Origin of the sequence: Spirosoma lacussanchae (assembly GCF_005870035.1) — a bacterium.
Classification (GTDB): domain Bacteria; phylum Bacteroidota; class Bacteroidia; order Cytophagales; family Spirosomataceae; genus Spirosoma; species Spirosoma lacussanchae.
Genome location: NZ_SWJG01000005.1, coordinates 360,691 through 384,391, shown reverse-complemented (window position 1 = coordinate 384,391; position 23,701 = coordinate 360,691). Strand labels below are relative to the sequence as shown.

21 protein-coding genes and 1 rRNA gene are annotated in these 23,701 nt (G+C 52.7%); 9 read left to right on the top strand and 13 right to left on the bottom strand.

Translation table 11 applies throughout. The annotated features are described in order from the left end of the window. The 4 genes from FBR45_RS19425 to FBR45_RS19410 form a co-directional block, all read right to left on the bottom strand. Positions 1-367 (bottom strand): 16S ribosomal RNA (locus FBR45_RS19425); the annotation flags it as partial. A gap of 435 nt (positions 368-802) precedes the next feature. Then, a complete protein-coding gene (gene tyrS, locus FBR45_RS19420) occupies positions 803-2,101 on the bottom strand; it encodes a tyrosine--tRNA ligase (protein ID WP_138505341.1) in 1,299 nt (432 codons plus the stop codon). A 94-nt stretch (positions 2,102-2,195) separates the two neighbouring features. Then, positions 2,196-3,410, bottom strand: a complete 1,215-nt coding sequence (locus FBR45_RS19415; RefSeq protein ID WP_138505339.1) for an S-adenosylmethionine:tRNA ribosyltransferase-isomerase — start codon at positions 3,408-3,410, stop codon at positions 2,196-2,198. After that, positions 3,403-3,912: a hypothetical protein gene (locus tag FBR45_RS19410; protein WP_138505337.1), complete on the bottom strand. Its 510-nt coding sequence runs from the start codon at positions 3,910-3,912 to the stop codon at positions 3,403-3,405. Before FBR45_RS19410 ends, FBR45_RS19415 begins: the two co-directional genes overlap by 8 nt. A 150-nt stretch (positions 3,913-4,062) precedes the next feature. Between FBR45_RS19410 and FBR45_RS19405 the strand changes: the two genes are divergently transcribed. Beyond that, positions 4,063-4,614, top strand: a complete 552-nt coding sequence (locus FBR45_RS19405; protein WP_138505335.1) for a cob(I)yrinic acid a,c-diamide adenosyltransferase — start codon at positions 4,063-4,065, stop codon at positions 4,612-4,614. A gap of 105 nt (positions 4,615-4,719) precedes the next feature. Further along, complete coding sequence (locus FBR45_RS19400; protein WP_138505333.1) at positions 4,720-5,790, top strand: branched-chain amino acid aminotransferase; 1,071 nt, start codon at positions 4,720-4,722, stop codon at positions 5,788-5,790. Positions 5,791-5,865: 75 nt separating this feature from the next. Here FBR45_RS19400 and FBR45_RS19395 read toward each other — a convergent pair whose 3' ends face one another. Further along, a complete protein-coding gene (locus tag FBR45_RS19395) occupies positions 5,866-6,456 on the bottom strand; it encodes a hypothetical protein (protein ID WP_138505331.1) in 591 nt (196 codons plus the stop codon). A gap of 126 nt (positions 6,457-6,582) precedes the next feature. Here FBR45_RS19395 and FBR45_RS19390 point away from each other — a divergent pair, with 126 nt between their 5' ends. Further along, positions 6,583-7,038: a DUF2147 domain-containing protein gene (locus FBR45_RS19390; RefSeq protein ID WP_138505329.1), complete on the top strand. Its 456-nt coding sequence runs from the start codon at positions 6,583-6,585 to the stop codon at positions 7,036-7,038. 60 nt (positions 7,039-7,098) lie between these two features. Here the strand turns inward: FBR45_RS19390 and FBR45_RS19385 are convergent, their stop codons facing one another. The 3 genes from FBR45_RS19385 to FBR45_RS19375 form a co-directional block, all read right to left on the bottom strand. Next, a complete protein-coding gene (locus FBR45_RS19385) occupies positions 7,099-9,063 on the bottom strand; it encodes an SPFH domain-containing protein (protein ID WP_138505327.1) in 1,965 nt (654 codons plus the stop codon). A gap of 256 nt (positions 9,064-9,319) precedes the next feature. Then, positions 9,320-11,890 carry a CotH kinase family protein gene (locus FBR45_RS19380; RefSeq protein WP_138505325.1) on the bottom strand — a complete coding sequence of 857 codons (2,571 nt, stop codon included), beginning with the start codon at positions 11,888-11,890 and terminating at the stop codon, positions 9,320-9,322. A gap of 157 nt (positions 11,891-12,047) precedes the next feature. Beyond that, positions 12,048-13,484: a BamA/TamA family outer membrane protein gene (locus FBR45_RS19375; RefSeq protein WP_138505323.1), complete on the bottom strand. Its 1,437-nt coding sequence runs from the start codon at positions 13,482-13,484 to the stop codon at positions 12,048-12,050. 122 nt (positions 13,485-13,606) lie between these two features. Here FBR45_RS19375 and FBR45_RS19370 point away from each other — a divergent pair, with 122 nt between their 5' ends. Continuing rightward, positions 13,607-14,992, top strand: coding sequence for an MFS transporter (locus FBR45_RS19370; protein WP_138505320.1), 1,386 nt, complete (start codon positions 13,607-13,609; stop codon positions 14,990-14,992). A 69-nt stretch (positions 14,993-15,061) separates the two neighbouring features. Further along, the gene (locus tag FBR45_RS19365) at positions 15,062-15,997 is read left to right on the top strand and encodes a carbohydrate kinase family protein (protein ID WP_138505318.1); all 936 of its coding nucleotides are present in this window, start codon (positions 15,062-15,064) and stop codon (positions 15,995-15,997) included. Between the two features lie 107 nt (positions 15,998-16,104). Here the strand turns inward: FBR45_RS19365 and FBR45_RS19360 are convergent, their stop codons facing one another. Then, entirely contained in the window at positions 16,105-16,722 is a 618-nt protein-coding gene (locus tag FBR45_RS19360; RefSeq protein WP_138505316.1) for a transposase, read from the bottom strand. A 166-nt stretch (positions 16,723-16,888) separates the two neighbouring features. Beyond that, a complete protein-coding gene (gene lgt, locus FBR45_RS19355; protein WP_138505314.1) occupies positions 16,889-17,722 on the bottom strand; it encodes a prolipoprotein diacylglyceryl transferase in 834 nt (277 codons plus the stop codon). 98 nt (positions 17,723-17,820) lie between these two features. Between lgt and yidD the strand changes: the two genes are divergently transcribed. From yidD to FBR45_RS19340, 3 genes are all read left to right on the top strand, one after another. Then, positions 17,821-18,030 carry a membrane protein insertion efficiency factor YidD gene (gene yidD / locus FBR45_RS19350; RefSeq protein WP_212748638.1) on the top strand — a complete coding sequence of 70 codons (210 nt, stop codon included), beginning with the start codon at positions 17,821-17,823 and terminating at the stop codon, positions 18,028-18,030. 103 nt (positions 18,031-18,133) lie between these two features. After that, the gene (locus FBR45_RS19345) at positions 18,134-18,511 is read left to right on the top strand and encodes a co-chaperone GroES (RefSeq protein ID WP_138505310.1); all 378 of its coding nucleotides are present in this window, start codon (positions 18,134-18,136) and stop codon (positions 18,509-18,511) included. Positions 18,512-18,579: 68 nt separating this feature from the next. Beyond that, on the top strand, positions 18,580-18,981 hold the full coding sequence (locus FBR45_RS19340; RefSeq protein ID WP_246082310.1) for a DUF4174 domain-containing protein: 402 nt from the start codon (positions 18,580-18,582) through the stop codon (positions 18,979-18,981). Between the two features lie 69 nt (positions 18,982-19,050). Here the strand turns inward: FBR45_RS19340 and FBR45_RS19335 are convergent, their stop codons facing one another. Continuing rightward, complete coding sequence (locus tag FBR45_RS19335) at positions 19,051-21,009, bottom strand: sialate O-acetylesterase (protein ID WP_138505306.1); 1,959 nt, start codon at positions 21,007-21,009, stop codon at positions 19,051-19,053. Positions 21,010-21,120: 111 nt separating this feature from the next. Between FBR45_RS19335 and FBR45_RS19330 the strand changes: the two genes are divergently transcribed. Then, on the top strand, positions 21,121-22,026 hold the full coding sequence (locus tag FBR45_RS19330; RefSeq protein ID WP_138505304.1) for an SDR family oxidoreductase: 906 nt from the start codon (positions 21,121-21,123) through the stop codon (positions 22,024-22,026). Positions 22,027-22,031: 5 nt separating this feature from the next. Here FBR45_RS19330 and FBR45_RS19325 read toward each other — a convergent pair whose 3' ends face one another. Further along, on the bottom strand, positions 22,032-22,895 hold the full coding sequence (locus FBR45_RS19325) for a hypothetical protein (protein ID WP_246082309.1): 864 nt from the start codon (positions 22,893-22,895) through the stop codon (positions 22,032-22,034). Between the two features lie 219 nt (positions 22,896-23,114). After that, entirely contained in the window at positions 23,115-23,648 is a 534-nt protein-coding gene (locus FBR45_RS19320; RefSeq protein ID WP_138505300.1) for a DUF2911 domain-containing protein, read from the bottom strand. Positions 23,649-23,701: the final 53 nt, after the last annotated feature.

Genomic DNA, 23,701 nt, shown 5'->3' with positions numbered 1-23,701 from the left:
GTTGCCTCCATTGCCCAATATTCCCTACTGCTGCCTCCCGTAGGAGTCGGGTCCGTCTCTCAGTACCCGTGTGGGGGCCAATCCTCTCAGAACCCCTACTGATCATCGCCTTGGTGGGCTGTTACCCCCCCAACTAGCTAATCAGACGCAAGCCCCTCCTCAACCCATAAATGTTTACCCAAAAAGCCAGGTGACTCTAAGGGACTATGCGGGTTTACCCCCGCTTTCGCAGGGCTATCCCCCAGTTGAGGGCAGGTTGCTTACGCGTTACGCACCCGTTTGCCGCTGGTATTGCTACCCGCTCGACTTGCATGTATTAGGCCTGCCGCTAGCGTTCATCCTGAGCCAGGATCAAACTCTCCATCGTAAATAATTGCGTGAGTCAGTGACTCACTGTCTTGTTCAACCGGCTCACCGAAGTGAGCAGGACTGAATGATAATGTGCTGCCCGTTTGTCAAAGAACTGTTCGCCTGGCCCGTTGGCCGAAGCGTGGTGAGAAGTGGGTTGGCTCCGTGGCCTCGCCGTGTCTCGTTGTTTGGGAGTGCAAAGGTACGTCTTTTTCTCCGATTGTCAAGTAAAAACTGAAAATATTTTTGGGTATTGATTGTCAGTTTGTTACTCATAACTCGCTGACCGTTAGCATGTTGCTTTGGATCAGCGCCCTGTTTCTCTCGATTTGGGACTGCAAAGGTAGGGCGCTTTTTGGCCCCTGTCAAGCCCTGGCGGAAAAATAGTTGAGGGCCCCGGCCCCACCCATCGGATAAGTGGCCCACCCTCAGCCACTTATCCGACGAAAAAAGTTTAAACTTTTTTTAGCAGGTGATTCTTCTTGCCTTTCGAAACCAGTAAATACCGGTCCTGGAGCCACTCAGCAGGCACCGGGGCACCTGGATCGGCCAGTTTTATTTTGTTAATGCTGACTGCATTTTGTGAAATAGCCCGACGTGCTTCGCCTTTCGATGCGTAGACTTCGCCCCGACTGGCTACTGATAACAGGTCGGTAATGTCTTTGGTATTGCTCAGCTCTTCCTGCGATACCTCCGTTTGGGGCACCCCTTCAAAGATAACGTCGAATTCATCGACCTGGATAGAACGTAGTGTATCGAGCGTGGCCTTGCCAAACAACACCTCCGACGCTTTAACGGCCAGTTCGTAGCCCGCCTGTGAGTGCACCCGAATCGTTACGTCCTTAGCAATGGCTTTCTGTAGTATTCGCAGGTGTGGGGCTTCGGCATGCTGACGTTCCAGCTCCTCAATCTCTTCGCGGGAGAGCAGGGTAAAAACCCGGATCAGCCGGGCACAGTCGGCGTCGGCGGCATTGAGCCAGAACTGGTAGAACTGGTACGGTGAGGTGAGCGCAGGGTCTAGCCAGACGTTACCGCTCTCCGACTTGCCAAATTTGGTTCCGTCGGCTTTGGTGACAAGTGGGGTAGTCAGCGCGAACGCCTGATCATCGGACGGGTTGCCGGCATCGCTCTCCTTACGCCGAATCAGTTCAGTACCGGTAGTGATATTACCCCACTGGTCTGACCCGCCCATCTGCAAACGAATCCCTTTGTTCTTATACAACCAGTAGTAGTCGTAGCCCTGCAAGAGCTGGTACGAAAACTCCGTGAAGGAAAGGCCGGTCTCCAGCCGCTTCTTTACCGAGTCTTTCGCCATCATATAATTTACGGTCAGGTGCTTCCCGGCTTCGCGCAGAAAGCCAAGGAAAGAGATTTCCCTGAACCAGTCGTAGTTGTTGACCATTTCGGCTGAGTTCGCTCCACTATCGAAGTCGAGGAACTTGGTCAGTTGATTCCGGATCCCTTCCTGATTGCGTCGGAGTGTATCCTCGGCCAGGAACTCGCGCTCGGCCGATTTGCCCGACGGGTCGCCGATCATACCGGTAGCTCCCCCCACCAACGCAAACGGTTTATGCCCGGCCCGCTGGAAATGGACAAGGAGCATGATGGTAGCCAGGTTTCCAATGTGTAAGGAGGCCGCCGTTGGGTCGAAGCCAATGTAGCCAGCGGTCATCTCCTTACTAAGTTGCTCTTCGGTGCCGGGCGTCATATCATTGAGCATGCCACGCCAGCGGAGTTCTTCAATAAAATTCATAAACAATCAGCGAATGAGTAGACGAGCGGATGGAAGGCAGTCGAGTCATCCTCTTCCTTTGTCTCGTTCCTTTTAGGTTTGCAAAATTAGTGGTTTATGGCAACAGCAGCGATGAGTCGCCATAGCTCAGAAAGCGATATTCATTGGCCAGCGCTTCCGTATATATGGAACGCCAGTTATCACCAATCAGCGCGGAGATCAGCAGGATAAGCGTTGAGCCAGGCTGGTGAAAGTTGGTGATGATGCCTTTACAGAGTTTCATCTCGTAGCCAGGGGTGATGTAGATGCCTGTGTGCGCGACAAGACTTTCCTGGTTTGTACGGATCGTATAATCCAAGACGGCTTCGAGCGCTTCGGCCACCGGCGGGTGGTCAGCCACGGGTAGGCTGTATGCGTACTGCTGATCGAGCCGAAACGGATCGGGCTCGTTCCGCAGGAGCTGAACACCCATCCAGTAAAGACTCTCGAGCGATCGCATAGAGGTAGTACCGACCGGAATCAGATGGTCGCGATGTGCCAGAACTTTCTGGACGATAGTTCGCGTGTATACTACCTGTTCGGTATGCATATGGTGCTGGCGAACATCGGCTACCTTGATGGGCTGGAACGTACCCGCTCCTACGTGCAGGGTCAGATAATCGTGCTCAATACCGCGCCGGGCCATAGCGTCGAACACCGCCGGGGTGAAGTGGAGCCCGGCCGTGGGGGCGGCAACAGCCCCTTCTTTCTCGGAATAGATGGTCTGGTAGGTTATCCGGTCGGCCTCGGTACTGTCTCGTTTCAGATAAGGAGGAAGGGGTATATCGCCAGCGTACTGGATCAGTTGGGCAAACGTAAGTTCGGTCGGCTGCCAGCTTAGCTGAACAGCCGACTGTTCGACGTCGTGCCAGGTTGCGGTAAGCCTGACCGGGCCGGACGGAGTTGGTATATCAATCTCGAGAGCTTCGTCGGGTTTCCAGCGTTTCCGGTTACCGATCATTCCCTGCCACACGGCCGAACCGGTTGCCTCCATAGCCGTGGTGATCGGTTGACCGTCCGGAAATGGGTTCAGCAGGAAGAGTTCAATTACGGCTCCGGTCTGTCGGGTAAAATGCAGGCGGGCCGGTATAACTTTTGTATTGTTAAATACCAGAAAACTGTTGGCTGGCAGCCAGTCGGGCAAATTCCGAAACGTGGCATGATCGATCTGACCCGAGCGGTACACGAGCAATTTCGATTCATCGCGCTGGGCCAGCGGAAAGCGGGCAATGCGGTCGTCGGGCAGGTCGTACTGAAACTGGCTCAACGACAGGGGAGTATTTTCAGTCATCGGCGGTGGGTTTCATGAACAGACGAACCGGCAAAGCAGCCAGCACAACGATCAGAATAACGGTGCTCAGTGGCATCAGCCATGCGTAGTCCATGGCCAATTGCCCCCGATCAGACCGATTGAGCAGGGATATGACGAGCAGCGACAAGCCCAGTATGGTATTGATAGCCGCCATAAGGGCGTAAAACCAGTTGACAACAACCTCATTGAGCTGATCGCGGTGGGCGGCCCAGAGAGCCTGGTTCGGGATGGGCAGTTTGCTGGCGGGTACGCGCGGAAACAGGCGGGCCACCGCATTGATAAGCGTATTGTTGACCAGGAAAATAGCAACGGCTATGTAGAACAACGTTTCCCGATCCAGGTACTGAATAGCTGTTCCTAGTTCATCGAAACGAACGGCCACTTCGGCGGGATACGATATATAGCTGTTGAACAGCGCAAACAACAAACCGAGAATGGACAGGATGCGCCAGACGCGGACGAAAAAAGTACCGGCTTTCATTACTAACGTACAGATGAGTGAACGAGCCAGCCAGTGAATGATCTATGCAGATTTGACCAGCTCTATAAAATCAGGGCGCAAAGGTACGGCCCGGACGGAGTAAATCCGTTAGCTTAGCCGTTTGTGGAAGAATTTGGTTTATAGAACTGTATGAAGATTTACACGAAAACAGGAGATAAAGGGCAGACGGCCCTGATTGGTGGCCGGCGGGTGAGCAAAGCCGATTTACGAATCGATGCCTACGGCACTGTCGATGAAATGAATGCCTGGATTGGCCTCGTACGCGATCAGGCCGTTAATGCGCCCCGGAAAGACCTTCTGAAAGAAATACAGGACCGACTGTTTACGATTGGGGCCGAGCTGGCCACTGATCCGGAAAAAGCACCGAAGCAGGCCATGCCCGCTATTGTGCCCAACGATGTTACGCTCCTCGAAGAGGCCATGGATGCAATGGATGCCGAGCTGCCTGAGTTGCGGGCGTTCGTGTTGCCGGGCGGTCACGAATCGGTATCGTTCTGTCACCTGGCCCGAACCGTTTGCCGGCGCGCTGAACGGCTGGCCATTGCGCTGAACGATACCAGCCCCGTTGATCCGCTGGTTATTCAATACCTCAACCGCCTGTCTGATTACCTCTTCGTGCTAAGTCGAAAAATGGCACAGGAGCTGGACGCAGAGGAAGTAGCCTGGAAAGCCCGAAAATAAACAGGAAAAGAAAGTTGTCTTAACAACTAACTTTCCTCAATCTAATTTTTTAGCTTTGTCGCAGAAGACAATTCATCTTCTAACTCATTAACCAACACGCTGATTATGACGACGGACGTCTTGCAGATTGAATTGCGAAAAGCGGAACGCTCTCGCATTCAGGAGGTGGATTTCAATCACCTGCCCTTCGGTAAACATTTCTCGGATCACATGTTTGTGGCCGATTTCATAGATGGTCAGTGGCAGAATCAGATGATTGTGCCCTTCGACAATTTCACGCTAAGCCCGGCCCTATCGTCGCTCCATTACGGTCAGTCGATTTTTGAAGGCATGAAAGCGTACAAGAACGAAGCGGGTGATGTGCTGATGTTCCGGCCCTACGCCAATTTCGAACGGATGAACGAGTCGGCCCGTCGGATGTGTATGGCCACCTTGCCCGAAGAGGTATTCATGGGTGGTCTGGAAGCGCTGCTGCGTGTCGATGCAGACTGGGTACCCTCCCAGCCTGACAGTTCGCTCTACATCCGGCCGTATATGTTTGCTACAGACACGTTCCTGGGTGTGGCTCCGTCTAAAACGTATCGATTCTGCATTTTCACCTGCCCCGTTGGTGCCTATTACACTACCCCGCCCAAGCTGAAGGTAGAGACCGAATACATCCGGTCGGCACCGGGCGGTGTTGGCTACGCCAAATGTGCCGGTAACTATGCAGGTTCGCTATACCCCACGCTGCTGGCTCAACAGCAGGGCTACGATCAGCTGATCTGGACCGACGCCCGCGAGCATAAATACATCGAAGAGTCAGGCACCATGAATATCATGTTCATGATCGATGGCAAGCTGGTAACCCCTGCCACCTCAGACTCGATTCTGAAAGGGGTTACGCGCGATACCATTCTGCAGATTGCCCGCTCGTGGGGTATTACCGTTGAAGAACGGCCCGTGTCGATCGATGAGGTAATCAATGGTATTGAAACCGGCCGGCTTACCGAAGCGTTCGGGGCCGGAACGGCGGTGGTCGTGTCGCCCTACGCCCTGATCGGCTACAATGGCAAAGACCATATGCTGCCTGAGTTCGCCCCCGAAGACTCGTTTGCCGTTCGGGTGAAGAACCACCTGACCGATATTCGCACCGGCAAAATAGCCGATGAATTTGGCTGGGTGCATAAGATTTAGTCAGCCAGTCGGCCAGGAACAAGTCGGCCCCGCTCTACATGGTGTAGAGCGGGGCCGACTTGTTCCTGGCTGTACCTATTTGGCCGAGGCCGTAGTTTGTCCCACGGGAGCTATAGCGATTTTAAGGCCAAAATCTTTACCTTTCGAGACATCGCGCAGGGTGATCTGCTCGCCCGTTGGGCCATTCCAGTTCGTGCTGCCATTACGTAGTTTGGCTGCCCCGTAGCGGGTTGTAAAATACGTCGTCAGCTCTTTGCTGTACCCATCAACCGATACGCGATTGTTCAGGAACAGGTCGACGGTAATGGTCGATACCTTCCCATTCTGCTGGTAATACAGCACATCCATACTTTCCAGGCTCGGAAACTCGACCGTATACCCTACGTGCCGGGCATCGTTCTCAAACGCTTCACCTTTCTCAATCGTTTTCACCGCGGCAAGATCGTCGCCGAGGCTGATGCCCCGCCAGTGGCTGTCGCGGGTGAGACCAAGGCTGGCCAGCCGACCCGTTATGGGCTCGGCCGCGTAATCAACAGCCGGATTGGGCTGGGTTTGACCGGTCGTTGCCGAATCGGACGGCTGGCTGGTGGTTTTCTGACCGTTGTTACAGGATTGTAGGGTGGCAAACAGCGTGGCTAGGCCAATGTGAAGGAAAAACCGGATCATTCGACTGGGCTATTAATTGATCGACACAAAGGTACGTCTATGAACCCGGTAATGGGCGTTTGTATAGCAAGTGTCCTTTTTTTTTCGTTTAGTAGTCAGTCACCTATTTTTACTCGACGCCGGTTCATGAACACAGTACGCTTACGGTTTCTATTCGTTCTTCTGGTCATTCCTGCTCTGGCGTTTGCCGCCCCGGCCGACAACCCGGATGCGGTGGTCGGGCGCTGGCTCAGTTCCAAAAAGAAAAATCAGGTTCTGATCTACAAACAGGGAGACCGCTACTTCGGCAAACTGGTCTGGATGCTCGAGCCTACCGACGTCTCGACCAGCAAACCTAAACTCGACAAGCTGAACCCGCAGGTTCAGCTTCGGCATCGGCCGCTGCTGAACCTGCCGATTATGACGAATCTGCTTTACAAAGGCAACAATGTCTGGGGCGATGGCCAGATCTATAACCCCGAAGATGGCAAAACGTACGGCTGCGAACTAACCCTTCGCGATGCCAATACGATGGAAGTACACGGCTACATGATGGGCATGCGGTTTTTGGGCAAAACCATCACCTGGACGCGGGTTCCTTAAGGGAAACACGGCCACCGCCGGTTGTGTACCAACAAACAGTAGCCGTGCCTTCACCCGGGTTTACTCGACCGGTTTATCCGTTGCATCCTGTTTAGGAACGACGTCGATGATTCGGGTGGACGTACCGGCTTTACGTTCTTCGATCTGTTCGAGGAGTTTCAGGCCCATGAGCCCATTCAGCGAGCCATCGGTGCCGGCGCCACTACCGTTGATGACAATGTCTGGAATGATACGAATCTGGCCTTTGCCGATCTCTTCCGTAATCTTGAAGCGGGTGAAGTTCTCGTCGCCCATGGCCCGAACCTGTAGTTCGTAGGCTTCGGCCGTTGACCGGCCAATGGCCAGAATTTTTTCGGCTTCGGCAGTACCGGTTTTGGCAATGCGTTCGGCTTCGGCATCGGCGGTTAGTTTGGTCGCTTCGGCATCGGCCGCGGCCTGACGGCGCCGGGCCTCGGCATTGGCTTCGGCCCGGATCTTGGTGGCTTCCGATTCGGCCCCAACCTGCAGCTTAAGACTACGGGCTTCCCCTTCTGACTTTTTAACGGCGGCATCGGCCGTACGCTGCGCAATTTCGACACTTTGCTGCGCCTTTACGACCTCACGCTGAATGTCGGCCAGGGCGGTTTCCCGCTCCATGCCCTGCCGTTTTTCCTGCGCCATCCGCTGTGTTTCGTACGTCTTTTCTTCTTCCTGCGCGATTTTACGGTCGGTCAGCGTTTTCATCAGGCTGTCGGGTGGCACAATATCACCGATGAGCGTATCGACGGCGTTGACATTGTAGATTTCCAGCACCTGCTTGATATGATCGCGGGCGGCTTCCTGTCGTTCTTTCCGGGTGCTCAGGAACGCAATCACATCCGAGTCCTGTGCCGAGTTGCGGAAGTAGTTGCCAATGGTCGGCTCAAGCACCTGCGATACAAGATTATTCATACTGCCAAAACGAGCAATCACCTTCGGGGCTTCATTGGCCGGGATATGAATGATCTGCGCCACGTCGAGGTTGAACGGGAACCCATCTTTCGACCGCACTGTAATGGTCGACAGGTTTCGGTCGAGGTTGTGCGACTCCGAGCGGGCGTTGGCCCAGTTCAGCACCAGGTTCGTGGTTGGCACCCCTTCTACCTTCATGGTATAGGTATTGATGGGATATTTGCCCGGCCCCAGTGGCTCCATCCAGACACCCCGGAATCCTTTTCGAACAATATTGCCGTGCTTAAACGCAGCACCGGTCAGGTCTTCGCCATCTTCGCCGATGTACGAAATGACCACGCCTACGTGACCAATGGGCACTTCGGTCATGGGAATCTCTTCAATCTGCACCGCCCAGGGGTTGATGTAATACGAACCGGCCAGCACTACCTGCGGCTGAAGCCCCCGGTTACCACCGCTTTGCAGGAATGAGTCGATGTTCTGGAAGTTGTTATGTCCCTCAATAGTGCGGCCGGCAATCTGGCCCGGTTGAAGCGGAGCGCCGTCGAGGGTAGTAATGATACCGACCATATTTTCCCGGATGACGGTCATGTCGGCAATAGTAACCGTAAATGCGTACGTATTGATCCGGTAGGTACCGGGTGTCAGCACCGACGTTTGCCGCCCCTTTTGCCCACCGCCCGACAAAAACCGCTCTGTATCCTGAAAGTTATCAGAATCAACACGGCGGGCCAGGATGTTTCCTGTTGGCAGTTCGGCGCCGTCGTTTGACAGAACCAGGCCAATTTTTCCTTCCGGCACCACCGTAAACGGCTGCATATCGATACCATACTGCCAGGGCCAGAGCCACCAATACAGGCCGGGCGCCAGCGTCTGGGCCTGATAGCCAGCCTCGCCTTTGGTGGCAATGATCCGACCGTCGGGCAACCCACGGTCGTTACCGACCAGCACGTATTTCTTGGTTACGAGACCAATCCGGTTTTCGGGAACGATGACCATCCCGAACAGAAAGCGCAGTACCCACTTGTACAGCACAACGGCTATAACGAGTACAACCAGCCAGCTCCAGCCGGCTAAAAACGGTAGAAATTCCATCGATCAATGATGTGTTAAACGGTTAAGAAATAAAATGGAAAACAGGAAGCGAATCGGGCGCTTCGATCGCCCTGCCAGACAGGTACGGGCGGCAGAAATGAAGACGGAGCGTCTACATGGGAGTCAGAAATGAGTGTCGATTTGACTCCGTAAAGGTATCTATACCCTTCAGCCAGGCACAGGCAAACTGGATGATCGGCCGCGCCATGGCTGGACTGGATACGGACATGGATGAATGGAGAGTTTATAGCGCCTTCTACTTTACGACAAGCAAATCGCAAACGGCTTCGTCGTCCTCTCCGTTTTCATAGCCGTTACCTGGTATAGAATCAGGATCAGACTGGCTTCCAGCCATTATTTGCATTCGACATACCGCGGCCCCCTGTTCTAAAGCCCGAGCAGTAAATTGAATATATACCTGACCTGATGCTGGTATACTAAGACCTGTTACTGATACAGTGTTTCCTGCAATACTTAATCCAGAACCACTCAGAAACATTAAATTACCAGGTAGTGAGCAGTTAACCTGTACATCGGTGGCCGTTAACCCACCTTCATTTTTGACTATAATTGTGAAGGATACAGGTGTTGCTTCCCGAACAACGCGCTTGTCAGTAATCAGTTGCGCACTGAGATCAGCTTTTGTTGCCGAAGGATTAGGTTGATTTGATCGGACATCCGGTATATGACGTTGATTGTTATTAGGTGACACCATTAGTTCACTATCTCCGTCAGCTGTTCGGAAATCAATTATTACCATATCATCTTCGCCATCACCAGTACCGCTACCAGGTGTACTTGTCGGATCGACGGTTTCGGCATGGGAAATTTGTGCAGCACTTCGGTAAACCCCGGGTACTATGGCTTGAACTGTCAGCAAAACCGGCACCTCCTGATTAGCCAGGATGCTATCAAGCTGCATTTCTATAACACCATCTTCGTGCAGCATATTATCGGATGAACTAGTCATAAATAACAAACCAGCAGGCAACTTACTTTTCAATTGAACCCGTCGGGCTATCTGTGGTCCTTTATTGACTATATAAAGGGCTATAGTAGTCGCTTCATTAATCGAAACTACCCGTTTATCAGCAAACCCGGCTAAGGTTATATCTGCTCGATCAGGGCTGGCTTGAGCATCAATAACTGAAATTGATACGGGTGGTGAGGATTTACTTTCGCAGGGGAGATCAATCAGACTACAGCGTGCCCAATAGGTAGTCGCTGCTATAGGGCTAACTATCAGCTGTGATCCAGTTTGATCCGTATTCCAGATTGTTGTACCGCTACATCCATTTGCAGTCAACGTAACAGATGAACCACTTGTCATAGCGGTGTGGCTTGCTGTTATCGTTGGGGGCGACGGGTTGGTGCATTCATCGGGAAATTTACTGAAATAATTATCCAGGAAAGTGAGTCGACGATTAAGCCATCCAGACATATATGCCAAATCTTCATCAATAGAACCCACCGGCCAGCGAGTCGCTTCTCGCAGGTAGGCGCCATCATGGCGAAGTGTGTTAGCAACTTCATTTTGAAGACCTTTCAGATTCCTGGCTGAAAACGTAGAAGCGCGTAAGTCAAACCATCGCTTTTTCATTCGTCCCCGATACTTATCGGGGTTTAATGATAACAGACGGTTGAACAGACCATTGCTCAATATATCAGTTGCTATATTTTGCCGCTCACCGGTCCAGATGTACCCCCATGTCCCATCAAGATCCCAGGCAATCAGAAAATAAGGTTCATTTTCTTTGTACCGGGCTATATATATGTTCTTACCAGTGTTATCTGTGGCCCGGGTCAAATTCAAGAATAAGAAATAATCAATTATATTACTTAGTTTAAATCGACTGTTTATTTGATTACGAAAGTCTGAATCTGAGGCATTAGCTCCAAATTCAATTAATCCTCGCAAATTGCTCCAAAACAAGACGTCGTCGGGGTACTTCAGTTCAAAGCCGCCCCATGATTCCAGCGTTTCCGGGTCATTAGGTACCCCCTGAAACAAAGTACCAACTGTCCAGTCATATGTTTTGTACAATTCACCTCTCGCTTGCCCATTATCACGCGTTTTCTTAAGCTTCAACTGTTTACGATCTATTGACTCTGTCAAAGCATATACGCCCATATAAGTACCATTCACAAAAACATCTACATAGCGGGTGCGAATACCTGATAATGCATCTGGCTCCAGACTTTGATAGTACAACTTGTGCAACTTTAGCCAAAGCGAGTGCGATACAACATTATTGATACGAGCAGATTCATTGTAGAGGGCTAACAATAACCATTCACTATCTGTCCGCATACCAAACAGAGTTGTATCTTTTTTCTCTGACAGCGTCTGATCAGTGTAGAAATCTACTTTATATGATTTCTTAGGAAATGTGCTTGAATAAGCACCACGAATATTGATACCGATTGGTGAATTAGCCCAATTGCCAAGCGTGTCTGAGATTGTCCATGAACCTGCAGTAACACTATCTTTACGTATAGGAACTGTTTCAGTGTTAATGCTGATTAATGGAAACTTGGTAAAATATAGACTGTATTCGATCCCATTCCTAAATACTTGATAACGTTGCGCTAATCTACATTCTGAAACAGGTTGTGAGAAGGTATACAGAGTATCCAGTAGGATGTTTGCATGTGTACCTTGGTCAACAGCAGGTAACTGGTTACAAACAATTAAGTGATTAACTATATCAACTTGAAATCGTCCAGAGTTTATAGCAATTACTTGCGCATATAATTTACAAGACAAACTTTCTGCAAGTATAAAAAATACTCCGACTATGACGATGTGTATCTTTTTGACTTCCACTACCTCTTTTTTTCAAATAAACATTATTTATATTTTTTTACAGTGAACGTTGACTCGCAAATATAATAATCTAAAAATATGTCTTCTGGAACAGACATTCTATCCAGGTATCTTAAGCCTCCTTTTTATAAAACGGTATATTTTATACTGTACGTTGTCACAATTCCTGTGCCAAGTTGAAGAAAAACCCGGTTCTGCCCTGCGCATTCAGGGTGCCGCTAAACCGCAGTACCATGTTGTAATAGGTAACGATATCGAGGCTCATGCCCGTGCCTAACAGCATGCGGTTGGCGAGCTGGCTCTGGTATTGTTCGGCCACCGTACTGCTGACGTAGCCCGCATCGGCGAAGGCTGTAACGTAAGCGGCAATGGGCAGCGTGTTGAATTGTTTGATATGCAGCCAGTTCAGTTGTTTCACCGTGTTGAAGAGCTGATACCGGAAGCTGTTTCGCCATACTCCGAACCGTTGTCCGTCAACTACATACAATTCGTACCCACGTACCATATCGTAGGCACTGCCCAACCCGCGCAACACCGCATAGGGCTGCCGGTTGGGCCAGGTAGAGCGTCCACGTAGGTTGGTTGCGGCATAAAACTTCCCTCCCAGCGGCCAGTAGTGCGTTAGCGAACCCAGCGTTTCGAGGTAGTGAAAATTATCCGCGGGCAGCAGCCCGCTGGCGCCGATAGACGCGGTAAACAGCGTGCCACGCAATGGGTAGGCTACATTGTCACGCCGGTCGTACCGGTAATTATAGCTCATGTTGAGGAAACGCTGGCGCGTGCGCCCATCGAGGTAATAGTCGGGGTTGAGTCGGGCTACGGTATCGCTGATGGTATTGCGCGTGTAGCGCGTCTCGATGGTATGGTAATGGTAAAGACCACGTCGGTAGGTCATGATTAGGGCCGCAAAAGCCCTTTCGCGCAAGACGTCTTCTGAGCGCGTATATACCCACTTGTCGGCTAGTGTCCGATACGGTATTTCCTTGTTTGTCTGGTAGCTGAGGTCCAGGCGCAGCCCTATTTTCTGCGCTTTGTCAACGTAGGGCATAGCGTAGGACAATACCGTCCGGGACAGAAAACCGCGCTCCAGAATGAGCTGCAGCCGGTCGTTATTGCCCGTCACGTTACGGTAGCTGAGCCGACCGCCGTAGATAACCCGTCGAAAGTCGCGCCCCCGGTCGTACCACCACTCGTTGAAATTTCGATCGGCAATGTCGAAGACCGGGTAAGCAATGAGATACCAGCGCTCTTTCATGACCACCGTCAGATCGAGTCGGGCCGGTTGGGTAGTGTCGGCTGTGGGGGTAAGCCGGGTTTGTATCTCAACCGTGATGAACAGGTTGGTGTTGCTGATATTACGCTGATCCCAGGTAATACGGCCGGGCAGGCTGGCCAGCTGGAGGGTGTCGCCAACGTGCAGCGTCATTTCGCGCTGTATGATCCGATCACGGGTGCGTTCATTTCCCTGGAGTACGATCGACTGCACAACGACCGATTGGGTTGAGTCGGTAGTCGGGTTAGCGAGGGCCATCTGCCCGATCAGAAGGAACCCCGTCAGCGTCAGGACAACAGGCAGCCACACATTCGGAATCATTATCAAAAGTACGTCAATTCAAAAAAATAAGACAAGATTATCTGCCTATCCTGCAAAACCCTGCGTATAATTGTTGTCCATTCGTTAAAACTACGACGCTTACTTTAAATCCTACATAGTAAATGGAAACCGAAAAAATCCAGCGGTCGACACAGGCTACAAAACCCCGGCTATCTTTCTGGCAAATCTGGAACATGAGTTTCGGCTTTTTCGGTATACAGTATGGCTTCGGGCTGCAGCAGGCCAACATGAGCCCTATTTTCCGGTATCTCAACGCCGACGAAGCCAACATTCCAATCCTGTGGCTGGCTGGTCCTATAACCGGCCTGATCGTTCAGCCCATCATCGGGTCGATCAGCGACAGAACCTGGTCACCACGCTGGGGCCGCCGGAAACCCTTTTTTCTGATCGGTGCTATTGTAACGAGCTTCGCTCTGTTTCTGATGCCCAACTCATCGGCTTTGTGGATGGCGGCCAGCCTGATGTGGATTCTGGATACCGGCCTTAACATTACGCAGGAGCCGTTTCGGGCGTTTATCGGCGATAAGCTAAACGAAGACCAACGGGGGCTGGGCTTTGCGATGCAGAGCTTTTTTGTCGGTTTCGGGCAGACTCTGGCCAACCTCATGCCGTATATTCTACCCATCTTCGGCATTACCCTGATGCAGACCAGCAACGGAGGCAGCATTCCGGACTTCGTAAAATACTCGTTTTACATCGGTGGCATTGCGGTTATTGCGGCTGTAATCTGGACAATCTACACCACCGACGAATACCCGCCCGACGATATGGCGGAGTTCGAAAAGCAAAAGCAGCAAGGATCAGGTATCAGCGGAATGTTCACGGAGCTGGCTCATGCGTTGCGTGATATGCCCAAAACCATGCGCCAGCTGTGGTGGGTTAAGTTCTTCACCTGGTATGCGCTGCCGCTCATGTGGCAGTTTCTGTCGCTGGCTATTGCGCGCCACGCCTTTAACGCACCCGACGCCAAAACCAATCCGCTGGGCTTCGCCGAAGGAACGCAGTGGGGTAGCCTTTGCTTCGCTATTTTCAACGTAGGCTGCTTCACGATCTCGTTCCTGCTCCCGGCCATTGCAAATAGGATAGGCCGGCGGGCCACCCATGCGCTCTTCCTGAGCATTGGCGGGCTGGGCTTTCTGTCCATGTTGTTATCAGATGATAAAATGATATTTGCCTTCGGTATGGCGCTCGTAGGATTAGCCTGGGGCTCTATTCTGTCGATGCCTTACGTGCTGTTGGCTAACTCCGTTCCCAAACAGCGCATGGGCGTTTATATGGGTATCTTCAACGGATTCATCGTCGTACCCCAGATCATCAATAACGTCACGGTCAAGTTCATCTACGGGCCGCTGCTGGGCAACGACCCGCGCAACGCACTGGCACTGGCCGGCGTTTTGCTGTTGTGCGGGGCAGGCGCCTGTTTTCTGGTGAAAGAAACCCGCGCCAGCGAAGAAGCCGCGTTCCCACTTGGCGCCGGCGGGCATTGATTTTTCAAACTCTTCTTTACATTTGCCATTGCGGCCGGGAGCGCTTCCTGGCCGCAATCCGTTTGTTTCATGACGACCCTGCCCCGCCCCTACGCTTTGCTTTCTGTCGGTGAACTGCTGGCCGACTTCATTGGTCACCATGTATCCACCAGCCTGCTCGATACCCAGGATTTCAGACGGTATCAGGGTGGAAGCCCGGCCAATATGGCTGCCAACATGGCCCGGCTTGGCAACAAAGTGGCCCTGGTTGCCTGCGTTGGCAATGATAACATTGGCCGGTATCTGACGCGGGAAGTAACCGAAGCGGGCGTAGATACGCAGTACGTTGTTGCCGATCCGTTCGAACCGTCCAGTATCGTTGTGGTATCCCGTACGGCAGGAACACCCGACTTTGTAGCCTACCGCATGGCTGATCGGTGTATCCAGCCCACCCAGCTGCCCGATTCGTTGCTGGCCCAGGCCGACATTTTTCATACTACCTGTTTTGCGCTCAGTCGCCAACCTGCCCAGGATGCTATCGTCGATGCGGCCAAACGAGCCCACGCGGCTGGTTGCCAGGTTAGTATCGACGCTAACTACGCCCCCTCCATCTGGCCCGACCGGGACCAGGCCTGGCGTATTCTGGCCGACTATTTTAAGACCGGCGCGCTGGTAAAGGTCAGCGAAGACGACGTAACCCGGCTCTACGGAGGACCGCAGTCGACCGAGACGGTACTGGCTGATTTTCACCGGATGGGCGCGTCGCTGATCTGCCTGACCCTGGGTGCCGATGGCAGTCTAGTCTCGTATGATCAGGGAGCGAAGCAGGCCAGAGTCCCTGGTCGTAAGGTCGATGTAGTCGATGCTACGGGCGCCGGAGATGCGTACTGGGCCGGTTTCCTGACTGCTTACCTCGACGGCTACGCCCCCGCCAACTGCGCCCATGTAGGAGCGGCCCTGGCCAAAATGAAACTGACGCGGCAGGGACCTCTTCCCGAACATATCAACCGGGAGGATATTTATTGACCAAGCGCCCCTTTGGGCTTAGCCTGCCTCTATCTAGGTCCAGGATTCCATACCAACGAAAAAAGGGGCACTGATCGCAGGCCCCTTCGCTTTTCAGGCTTTTCCGGTTATTTCAACGACGCCAGTTTGGCGAGATCGACGTCGTTCAGCGTGGCTTTAAGTTTCTCCATACTGACGCCCCGGCCTTTGGCCGTAACGATAAATCGTTTGTTGACCAGCATCGCTATTTCGCCCGACTTATCGGCATTGTCGTACTTCTCGTAAGTTTTGTTGCCCCCCATCGTGCTGGTTTTCTCGTAGCCATTTTCGGTTTCCTTATCGACCTCGATCATTGACCAGGCGGCCAACCCCATCATCATGGCAGAGCCGCCCCCATCAACCAGGGTTATTTCGATGGTTTCGCTCTCGTCGCTATTGGCGTATTTTCCGTTTGCCGTCGAAACCGTGAACCCAGCGGCTCCGTTTTTCTCGCCAGTTGCTTCTTTACGGGTTAGTCCGTCGGCCTCTTCGGGAAGCAGTTCCTTCAGCGAGCGGAAATCGACCGTTTCTACGGGTCCGTTTTTCCCCATCTCTTCGGCCTGTGCGGCCATTTCTTTCATGGCGTCCATCGCGCCCATGGCCGATACGGAGGTTTCTTCTTTCTTTTCTTCTTCCTTGTTACCGCATCCGGTCAGCGAAACGGCCAGCACCAGTCCGGCCAGCCCTGCGTACGAGTTGATTTTCATGGACAATCAGATTTAGGAATCGATGAACAAATTATTGGTCAGCAATATACCGGAACCCTGAACCGGCGCTTACATACTTTTTAGTAAACGTAAGATCCGTTTGTGTGAATCAACAAAAAAGGGCCCTGCGGCCCTCTTTCTTGCGTAGATCTTCCTGTCAACGATCCTATTTTACACCGACTGTATCGGGATGAGTTGTCTTTTGCTGGTAGCTCCTGAACAGGAAGTAGATACCCATCAGAACCACCGGAATGCTCAGAATCTGACCCATGTTCAGGGCCATGTTATTCTCGAAGGCCACCTGGTTTTCTTTCAGGTATTCGTAGAAAAAACGAAGCGTAAATACCCAGATCAGAAAAATACCCAGCAGACTGCCTCTCGGCGTCTGTTCTTTGTTCCGGTTCCAGAACCAGAGCAGGATGAAGAATAGAATCAGGCACGAAATCGACTCGTACAACTGAGCCGGATGCCGCGGTATCTTTTCGTATTCGGCATTGTTCATGAAGATAAATGCCCAGGGGACATCCGTAGGTCGACCTACGATCTCGGAGTTCATCAGGTTTCCGAAACGAATGCAGGCGCCCGCCAGAGCCACCGTAATGGCGATCCGGTCGGTCACCCAGAAAAACGTCTGTCCGGTAGCCTGGCTATTTTTCCGACGCGAGTACAACCACAGTCCGGTCAGAATACCGACCGCAGCGCCGTGACTGGCCAGACCGCGGTAGGGCGGCAAAATGACTTCAAGTGGATTTTTTAGCAGGATTTCGGGTTCATAGAAAAGGAAATGACCAAGCCGGGCTCCCAGAATGGTTGAAACGACCATGTAAATCAGCAGCGTGTCGGTATCCGTTACGGGCTTGTTTTCTTTTTTGAAGATGTAGGTCATGATCTGCATCCCGATCAGGAAACCCAGGGCAAACAACAGGCCATACCAGCGCACCGAAAAAGAACCGATGTGAAATAGTTCGGGGTCAACGTCCCAAATAACGTATTGGAGCATAACGAATTGAAGTCAAAGCCGGCCTGACACAAGCGACGGCGGGCAAAGATACAGATTGCCGGAAAGTTTTTGCCCGTTTTGCTGTTAACGAATCAATGATGAAACGTATTCTGATCGGATCGGTGAAGGTTTACCAGGCCATGGTATCGCCCTACTTCCCCAACGCCTGCCGCTATACCCCTACCTGCTCGCAATATATGATTGAGGCCATTCAGAAACACGGTCCTATTCGGGGGGGCTGGCTAGGTATTCAGCGCATCGGTCGGTGTCATCCCTGGGGGGGACATGGATATGATCCCGTGCCTTGACGGTCGCCACATTGACGCAGCGGGCTGTCATTTTGACACGATCGAGCTGAATTGCCTGATTGTTGTTCCCCTATTTTTCACACACATAGCAACGAATTATGCGATGATTGGAATCACTGCCGATAATAAACTCAAGCGCCTGATTGTGGTTGGCGATCGGGTGCTGATCAAACCCAAAGACCCCAGCGATCGCACCGCCAGTGGGCTTTACCTGCCGCCAACCGTTCAGGAAAAAGAACAGGTTCAGTCGGGTTACGTTATCAAGGTAGGACCCGGCTATCCCATTCCGGCTCCGACAGACGATGAACCCTGGAAACAGACCGAAGAAAAAGTAAAGTACATGCCGCTTCAGGCTCAGGAAGGCGATATAGCGCTGTACCTGCAACGCAACGCCGTTGAGTTACAGTACGAAGGCGAGCAGTATGTCATTGTACCCCAGGCGTCGATCCTGATGCTGGAACGATCTGAAGATTTACTCTAGCGCCAAACACTATGCAAAACCGTTGGTTAGTGAGTCTGACAGCACTGCTAATAGTGCTAACCCTTGTTATGGAAAGCGTAGCGAATCAACGGAAATCGCTTAAAGCGATACTGAACGAAAAGAAAGATCACCGGCGTGTATTATTGCTGTACGGGCGCGACGCCAGCAGCGGTAGCCCCGGCCAGCATTACCTGATTGATCAGCAGGAGGCCCTGCACGAACATAAAGAAGCCCTGGCCGAACGGGATCTGGACGTCATTGTCCTGATAGCCTCCGATCTTCAAGAACCGGATCGGCAATTTCTAATGCAGAGCGAATTCAAACTCGTTCCCCACGAAGACTACATGGGCTGGCTTATCGGGAAAGATGGTGGCGTTAAGCAGACCTACAAAAAGCCCGTTCCGGCCGAAGAACTTTTCAACCTCATCGACAGCATGCCGATGCGCAGGCAGGAAGCGCAGAAGCCTTAACAGCCGGTTTAAGTGAGGGTGGCTGATCCACATGAATCTCATGGATCAGCCACCCTCACTTAAACTCTCCTACTGATTCTCGAACTTTGCCGCTTCGGTAACGCCTTTCCAGGTGTCGGTGCGAAAAGGCACGGCCGGAAAGCCCTCCCGATTGTAGAGATTGACGTCGCCGTTGTCATCGGCCCAGCCGTACCGAACGGCGACGGGCACCGCTACCGAATCGCTCTGCACGATAACCGCGTTGCCCTTTATCTCCGCTTTGGCATAATAGAACTTCTGATCGGCACCGGCCACTTCAAATCCGCGAACGTACCCGTACCGATCCTTTGCCATCAGGCCAGCACCCGTATTTCGGAAACTTAATTCAGCCTGATTTCCGGCTATGGTCATTCTCTCGACCATCGGTCCCTGCGATACGGCACTGGCATTTCCGTACGCTACCCGCATCGCTTCAGCCGCCAGGCGGAGGCCTACATCCAGCTTATTCCGGGGGTGAATATCGTCCCGGTCACCGATGTCAGCCGTGACCGCCATGCCGGTTTTGGGTAGCTTCAGCGCCATGGTTTGTGCCTCGCGCAGTTCGGCCCAGGTGCTGCCCTGCCGACTGTTGCCGTCGGCCGAGTTAAAGCTGGCCAGCTGAACGAACAGAAACGGAAACTCATCGCCCCAGTGTTGTCGCCAATCGCGTATCATCAGCGGAAACGACTTCCGGTATTCATAGGCCCGCCCCGCGTTCGACTCACCCTGGTACCAGATAACCCCCTGAATGGCGTACGGAATGAGTGGGTGCAGCATGGCATTGAAGAGCTGGGTCGCGTGTGTGTTCGGGCCAGGTTTATATGACGAGGCAAACACATGAGCCACCCGATATTGCCAGGCGCCCTGTAGCGGCAGATCCGCATTACCGATAGAGAGCCGCATTTTTTCGGGATCACCCATAAAACCGCCCGCTCCGCCCTCGTCAACAACCCGCACGGCAATAACGTTACGCCCCGGCTTTAGCAAACCTTCGGGAAGTACATAGGCGCGCGGGTCCAGGCCCTTACTGCTGCCAACCAGCTGCCCGTTCACGTAGGTAGAATCGCGGTCGTCGACCGAGCCGAAACGCAGGGTCGCTTTTGCCAGTGGAGTCCCCTCCGGAACGATCACCTCACGCCGAAACCAGACTACCCCGTCGAGCGCGGGTAAGCCCCGCCCCGCCCAGTCGGCCGGAACGTTCATCGACTTCCAGGACGAAGCATCCAGATCGGGTCTGGCCCAGGTTTGTTCGTCAGTGGCCGCTGGCAAGCCCCCCTGCCGGTCCTGAATCAGCTTAAGAACCCGGTCTCTGCTCCGTTGTGTCACCTCTTCGTACGTGGCCGGCAGCCTGGAAGCTATCACCCGCAGGCTACTGTCCTGCTCGAAAGCGGTCCGGCTGGTCCAGGTCTCGGAATGGGTACCGCCCCAGGATGTGTTGATCAACCCAATGGGTACGTTTAGCTCTTTCTGCAGCTGTTTGGCAAAAAAGTAGCCCACAGCCGTATAGTTTGGTACCGTTTCCGGACTGCACACCGTCCATTCGGCTTCCAGATCAGATTTTGGCGTCAGGCTCATTGCCTTTTTGACACCCAGCTGCCTGATTTGCGGGAAGTTGGCCGTACGAATTTCTTTTTCACCATTGGTGGCCATGCGGAGTGGCCATTCCATGTTCGACTGGCCCGAGCAAACCCAGACCTCGCCCATCAGCACATCGTTAAACGCAATCGTGTTTTTAGGCCCTTTCACCACCAGCTGGTACGGCCCGCCCGCTTCCATAGGGTCCAGCATGGTACGCCAGCGCCCATCTTTTCCCGCCTTTACGGTTTTTGTCTGACTGGCGAACGTAACCATAATTTTCTCGCCCGAGGTTGCCGTTCCCCAGACCGGCACAGGCTTTCGGCGTTGTAAAACCATATGTGAACCAAATACGGCTGGTAAGCGAACCTCCGCAAAGGTTACCTGCACAAGCAGCCAGGCCAGTATTGTCAGGCCACCTTTAAAACCTTTCATTCGTTTCAGCATTTTATAGATATAATCGTGCAGCTCCCAGACAGAAAAGCGAAACTGACGCTTTTATCCTCATCAGACAAGCCGCTTGTTCAGTAATTTCAACGAAACGTAATGACTGAAACAACGAACCAGACACCGGCCGAACGAATCCTGATCACAGGAGCTAGTGGAAATGTCGGTTTAGAGACCCTTCGCCTTCTGATGGTGCGTCCCGATCGGACCACGCGCGACGTGGTAGCGGGCGGGCGTAGTGGCGTCGACGCGGAAACCCATACGGCTATACAGCCCGACGGGTTTGTTCGCCTTGATTTTACCGACCCCGGTACGTTTGCTGCTGCTCTGGCCGGCGTTAGTCGCGTACTCCTCGTCAGGCCCCCTCAACTAGCCGATGTCGATCGGTATTTTGCCCCGTTTGTGCAGGCCATGAAGCAGGCCGGCGTAGGCCATGTGGTGTTTCTGTCGCTGCAGGGGGTTGAGAATAATCCCATCACGCCCCACCACAAAATCGAGCGACTTATTGTAGAGGCTGGTTTGCCTTTTACCTTTCTGCGGCCCAGCTTTTTCATGCAAAATCTGAGCACCACCCATCGTGACGAGATCAAGGACCGCCACGAGATTTTCATACCGGCCGGTTGGGGACGTACCAGCTTCGTAGATGTGCGCGATATTGCCGCTGTGGCGGAGCTGGTCCTGACGAACCAGACCCAGGCCTACCAAAACAGGGGTTATGAGCTTACCGGCTCCGAAGCGCTGACCTATGATGAAATAGCCGGGATATTGAGCCGGGTAGTAGGGCACAGAATTACCTATCGCAACCCGTCAATTATTCGGTTTATCTGGCAAAAGTGGAGGAGAGAGAAGAACCCACTGGGCTTTACGCTCGTGATGACGGCGCTATATACGGTTTCAAAACTAGGCAAGGCAGCTCGGCTTACCGACGAAACGGCCCAGTTACTGGGTCGCCCTCCCATTACGTTCAGGCAGTTTGCCGAGGCCTATCGGTCGGTATGGCTCTGATATGCTCAGCGAATTCGTGGCTTGCCCTGTACATCGAGTACGTCGGGTACCGTACGCCGGATAGCCAGCGTATACCGCAGGGTAATACCGTAGTTCATCCCGGACCCCCGGCTGATCAGCTGGGCCTCCTGAGGGGCCGACTGGTTAACCGTATAACGAACATCCGTTGTCAGAGCCGGATTTAGGCCCCAGCGTTTGCGAACCGAAAAGCCCAGGTCCAGACTGTTGCTGAGCCGAACGTTATACTCGGCCCCGAGTTCGGCAACGGCGGTTGGGCGGCTGGCGGCATTGGTATTACTAACCAGACGCAAGGTGTCGGGCGTTTCGCTGCGGCCCCGGTACCGGTAACCTAACAATGAAAAACGGCCTTCCTGCTCGCCACTGTTAGGCAGCACCCAGATGCCTCCGCTCAGCCAGAAGCCAGAACGAAGCCAGGGGCCGCTGGTTGACAGCACGCGCCGTTTGCCACGCAGCATAAAGGCATCACCAATGGTCTGATAACGAAAGTTGATCGGGTAAGATGCGTTGCTGATCGATACCTGCGTCTGAATAGGCATGCGGGCGTAGCCAGCTTCAACCGCCCAGCGCTCCCGATGTGACCAGCCAATGGCTCCGCCCATGCCAGCCCGGATAATACGATCGCTTTCGATCAGGCCATCAAACGAATTATCAAGTTGAGCGCGGTTGGTTGTCAGAAATCCGTCGAGGGCGACGTACCAGCGATCACGCACCATTGGACCGCCGTATTTCAGCAGAAGCCGGTCATACTGATGAACGCGATCCGGTAACCGGTAGTAATCCGTAATGCCCTGGCTGTAGGCGGGTAATACGGCCAGGCCGAACAGTATATACATTAAGTAGCGTTTCATCATACAGTTGTGGTTAGCGTTTCGCAAAGTAACACGATAAAGGATTGTTTGTTAACTATTTACGCTACTTTTTATGCATATGTCGCAAAAAAAGCTACCTATTTATCCACCGCTCTGTTTTTTAAGCAGGTTACCCCTTAGACGCAGCGAACCCCGCTCGTTTCGGAACGGGGTTCGCCTAAGTAGTTTCTACGGGATTACCACCCCGTTAGACGCGGCTTAACTACCGTGTTTCATGACCGGTACCGAAACGGTTACGTTATCCCAGGCAATGGTAATGCTGCTGTTAGACGGCGTAATGGTTAGCTTCTCAATGGGCGTCTTGTTGGCCGAAACCGGCACTTTTACCGAAGCAACATCAGTGGCTTTGGTCTTTTCATATTCGTAAGCGCCCCACTGACCCAGCGTGCTGTTCAGGATAACGCTCCACTCTTTTTCGCCCGGAATGGTAAAAAGGGTGTACGTGCCCGCCTTCACCATTTTACCGCCAAACATGACATCGTTTTTGAACGTCACCTCCGTGGCATTATTTGCACCCGTACGCCATACTTTGCCGTACTTTTCCAGGCTATTTGAGCCATCTGCGCCGAAGATTACCCGACCCTTTTTGGACGGCTGACCATAAACGACGGTAATGTTTTTGTCTGGACTTTCGGCCGTTATTTTGGGGCTTGCGGGTGGTTTTTTATCCTGCGCCTGGACCTGAAAAACGGCGGCAAACAGAAGCGCGCAGGCAATAATTAAATTTTTCATGTGTGACATGTTGGTTGGTTTAATGTACAGCAATGTAAACTGCACAAAGTAAA

Excerpts from the sequence above, each read along its gene's own strand:
- tyrS (WP_138505341.1), bottom strand. The coding sequence starts at position 2,101 with ATGAATTTTATTGAAGAACTCCGCTGGCGTGGCATGCTCAATGATATG.
- FBR45_RS19415 (WP_138505339.1), bottom strand. The coding sequence starts at position 3,410 with ATGACTGAAAATACTCCCCTGTCGTTGAGCCAGTTTCAGTACGACCTG.
- FBR45_RS19410 (WP_138505337.1), bottom strand. The coding sequence starts at position 3,912 with ATGAAAGCCGGTACTTTTTTCGTCCGCGTCTGGCGCATCCTGTCCATT.
- FBR45_RS19405 (WP_138505335.1), top strand. The coding sequence starts at position 4,063 with ATGAAGATTTACACGAAAACAGGAGATAAAGGGCAGACGGCCCTGATT.
- FBR45_RS19400 (WP_138505333.1), top strand. The coding sequence starts at position 4,720 with ATGACGACGGACGTCTTGCAGATTGAATTGCGAAAAGCGGAACGCTCT.
- FBR45_RS19395 (WP_138505331.1), bottom strand. The coding sequence starts at position 6,456 with ATGATCCGGTTTTTCCTTCACATTGGCCTAGCCACGCTGTTTGCCACC.
- FBR45_RS19390 (WP_138505329.1), top strand. The coding sequence starts at position 6,583 with ATGAACACAGTACGCTTACGGTTTCTATTCGTTCTTCTGGTCATTCCT.
- FBR45_RS19385 (WP_138505327.1), bottom strand. The coding sequence starts at position 9,063 with ATGGAATTTCTACCGTTTTTAGCCGGCTGGAGCTGGCTGGTTGTACTC.
- FBR45_RS19375 (WP_138505323.1), bottom strand. The coding sequence starts at position 13,484 with ATGATTCCGAATGTGTGGCTGCCTGTTGTCCTGACGCTGACGGGGTTC.
- FBR45_RS19370 (WP_138505320.1), top strand. The coding sequence starts at position 13,607 with ATGGAAACCGAAAAAATCCAGCGGTCGACACAGGCTACAAAACCCCGG.
- FBR45_RS19365 (WP_138505318.1), top strand. The coding sequence starts at position 15,062 with ATGACGACCCTGCCCCGCCCCTACGCTTTGCTTTCTGTCGGTGAACTG.
- FBR45_RS19360 (WP_138505316.1), bottom strand. The coding sequence starts at position 16,722 with ATGAAAATCAACTCGTACGCAGGGCTGGCCGGACTGGTGCTGGCCGTT.
- lgt (WP_138505314.1), bottom strand. The coding sequence starts at position 17,722 with ATGCTCCAATACGTTATTTGGGACGTTGACCCCGAACTATTTCACATC.
- yidD (WP_212748638.1), top strand. The coding sequence starts at position 17,821 with ATGAAACGTATTCTGATCGGATCGGTGAAGGTTTACCAGGCCATGGTA.
- FBR45_RS19345 (WP_138505310.1), top strand. The coding sequence starts at position 18,134 with ATGATTGGAATCACTGCCGATAATAAACTCAAGCGCCTGATTGTGGTT.
- FBR45_RS19340 (WP_246082310.1), top strand. The coding sequence starts at position 18,580 with ATGGAAAGCGTAGCGAATCAACGGAAATCGCTTAAAGCGATACTGAAC.
- FBR45_RS19335 (WP_138505306.1), bottom strand. The coding sequence starts at position 21,009 with ATGAAAGGTTTTAAAGGTGGCCTGACAATACTGGCCTGGCTGCTTGTG.
- FBR45_RS19330 (WP_138505304.1), top strand. The coding sequence starts at position 21,121 with ATGACTGAAACAACGAACCAGACACCGGCCGAACGAATCCTGATCACA.
- FBR45_RS19325 (WP_246082309.1), bottom strand. The coding sequence starts at position 22,895 with ATGAAACGCTACTTAATGTATATACTGTTCGGCCTGGCCGTATTACCC.
- FBR45_RS19320 (WP_138505300.1), bottom strand. The coding sequence starts at position 23,648 with ATGAAAAATTTAATTATTGCCTGCGCGCTTCTGTTTGCCGCCGTTTTT.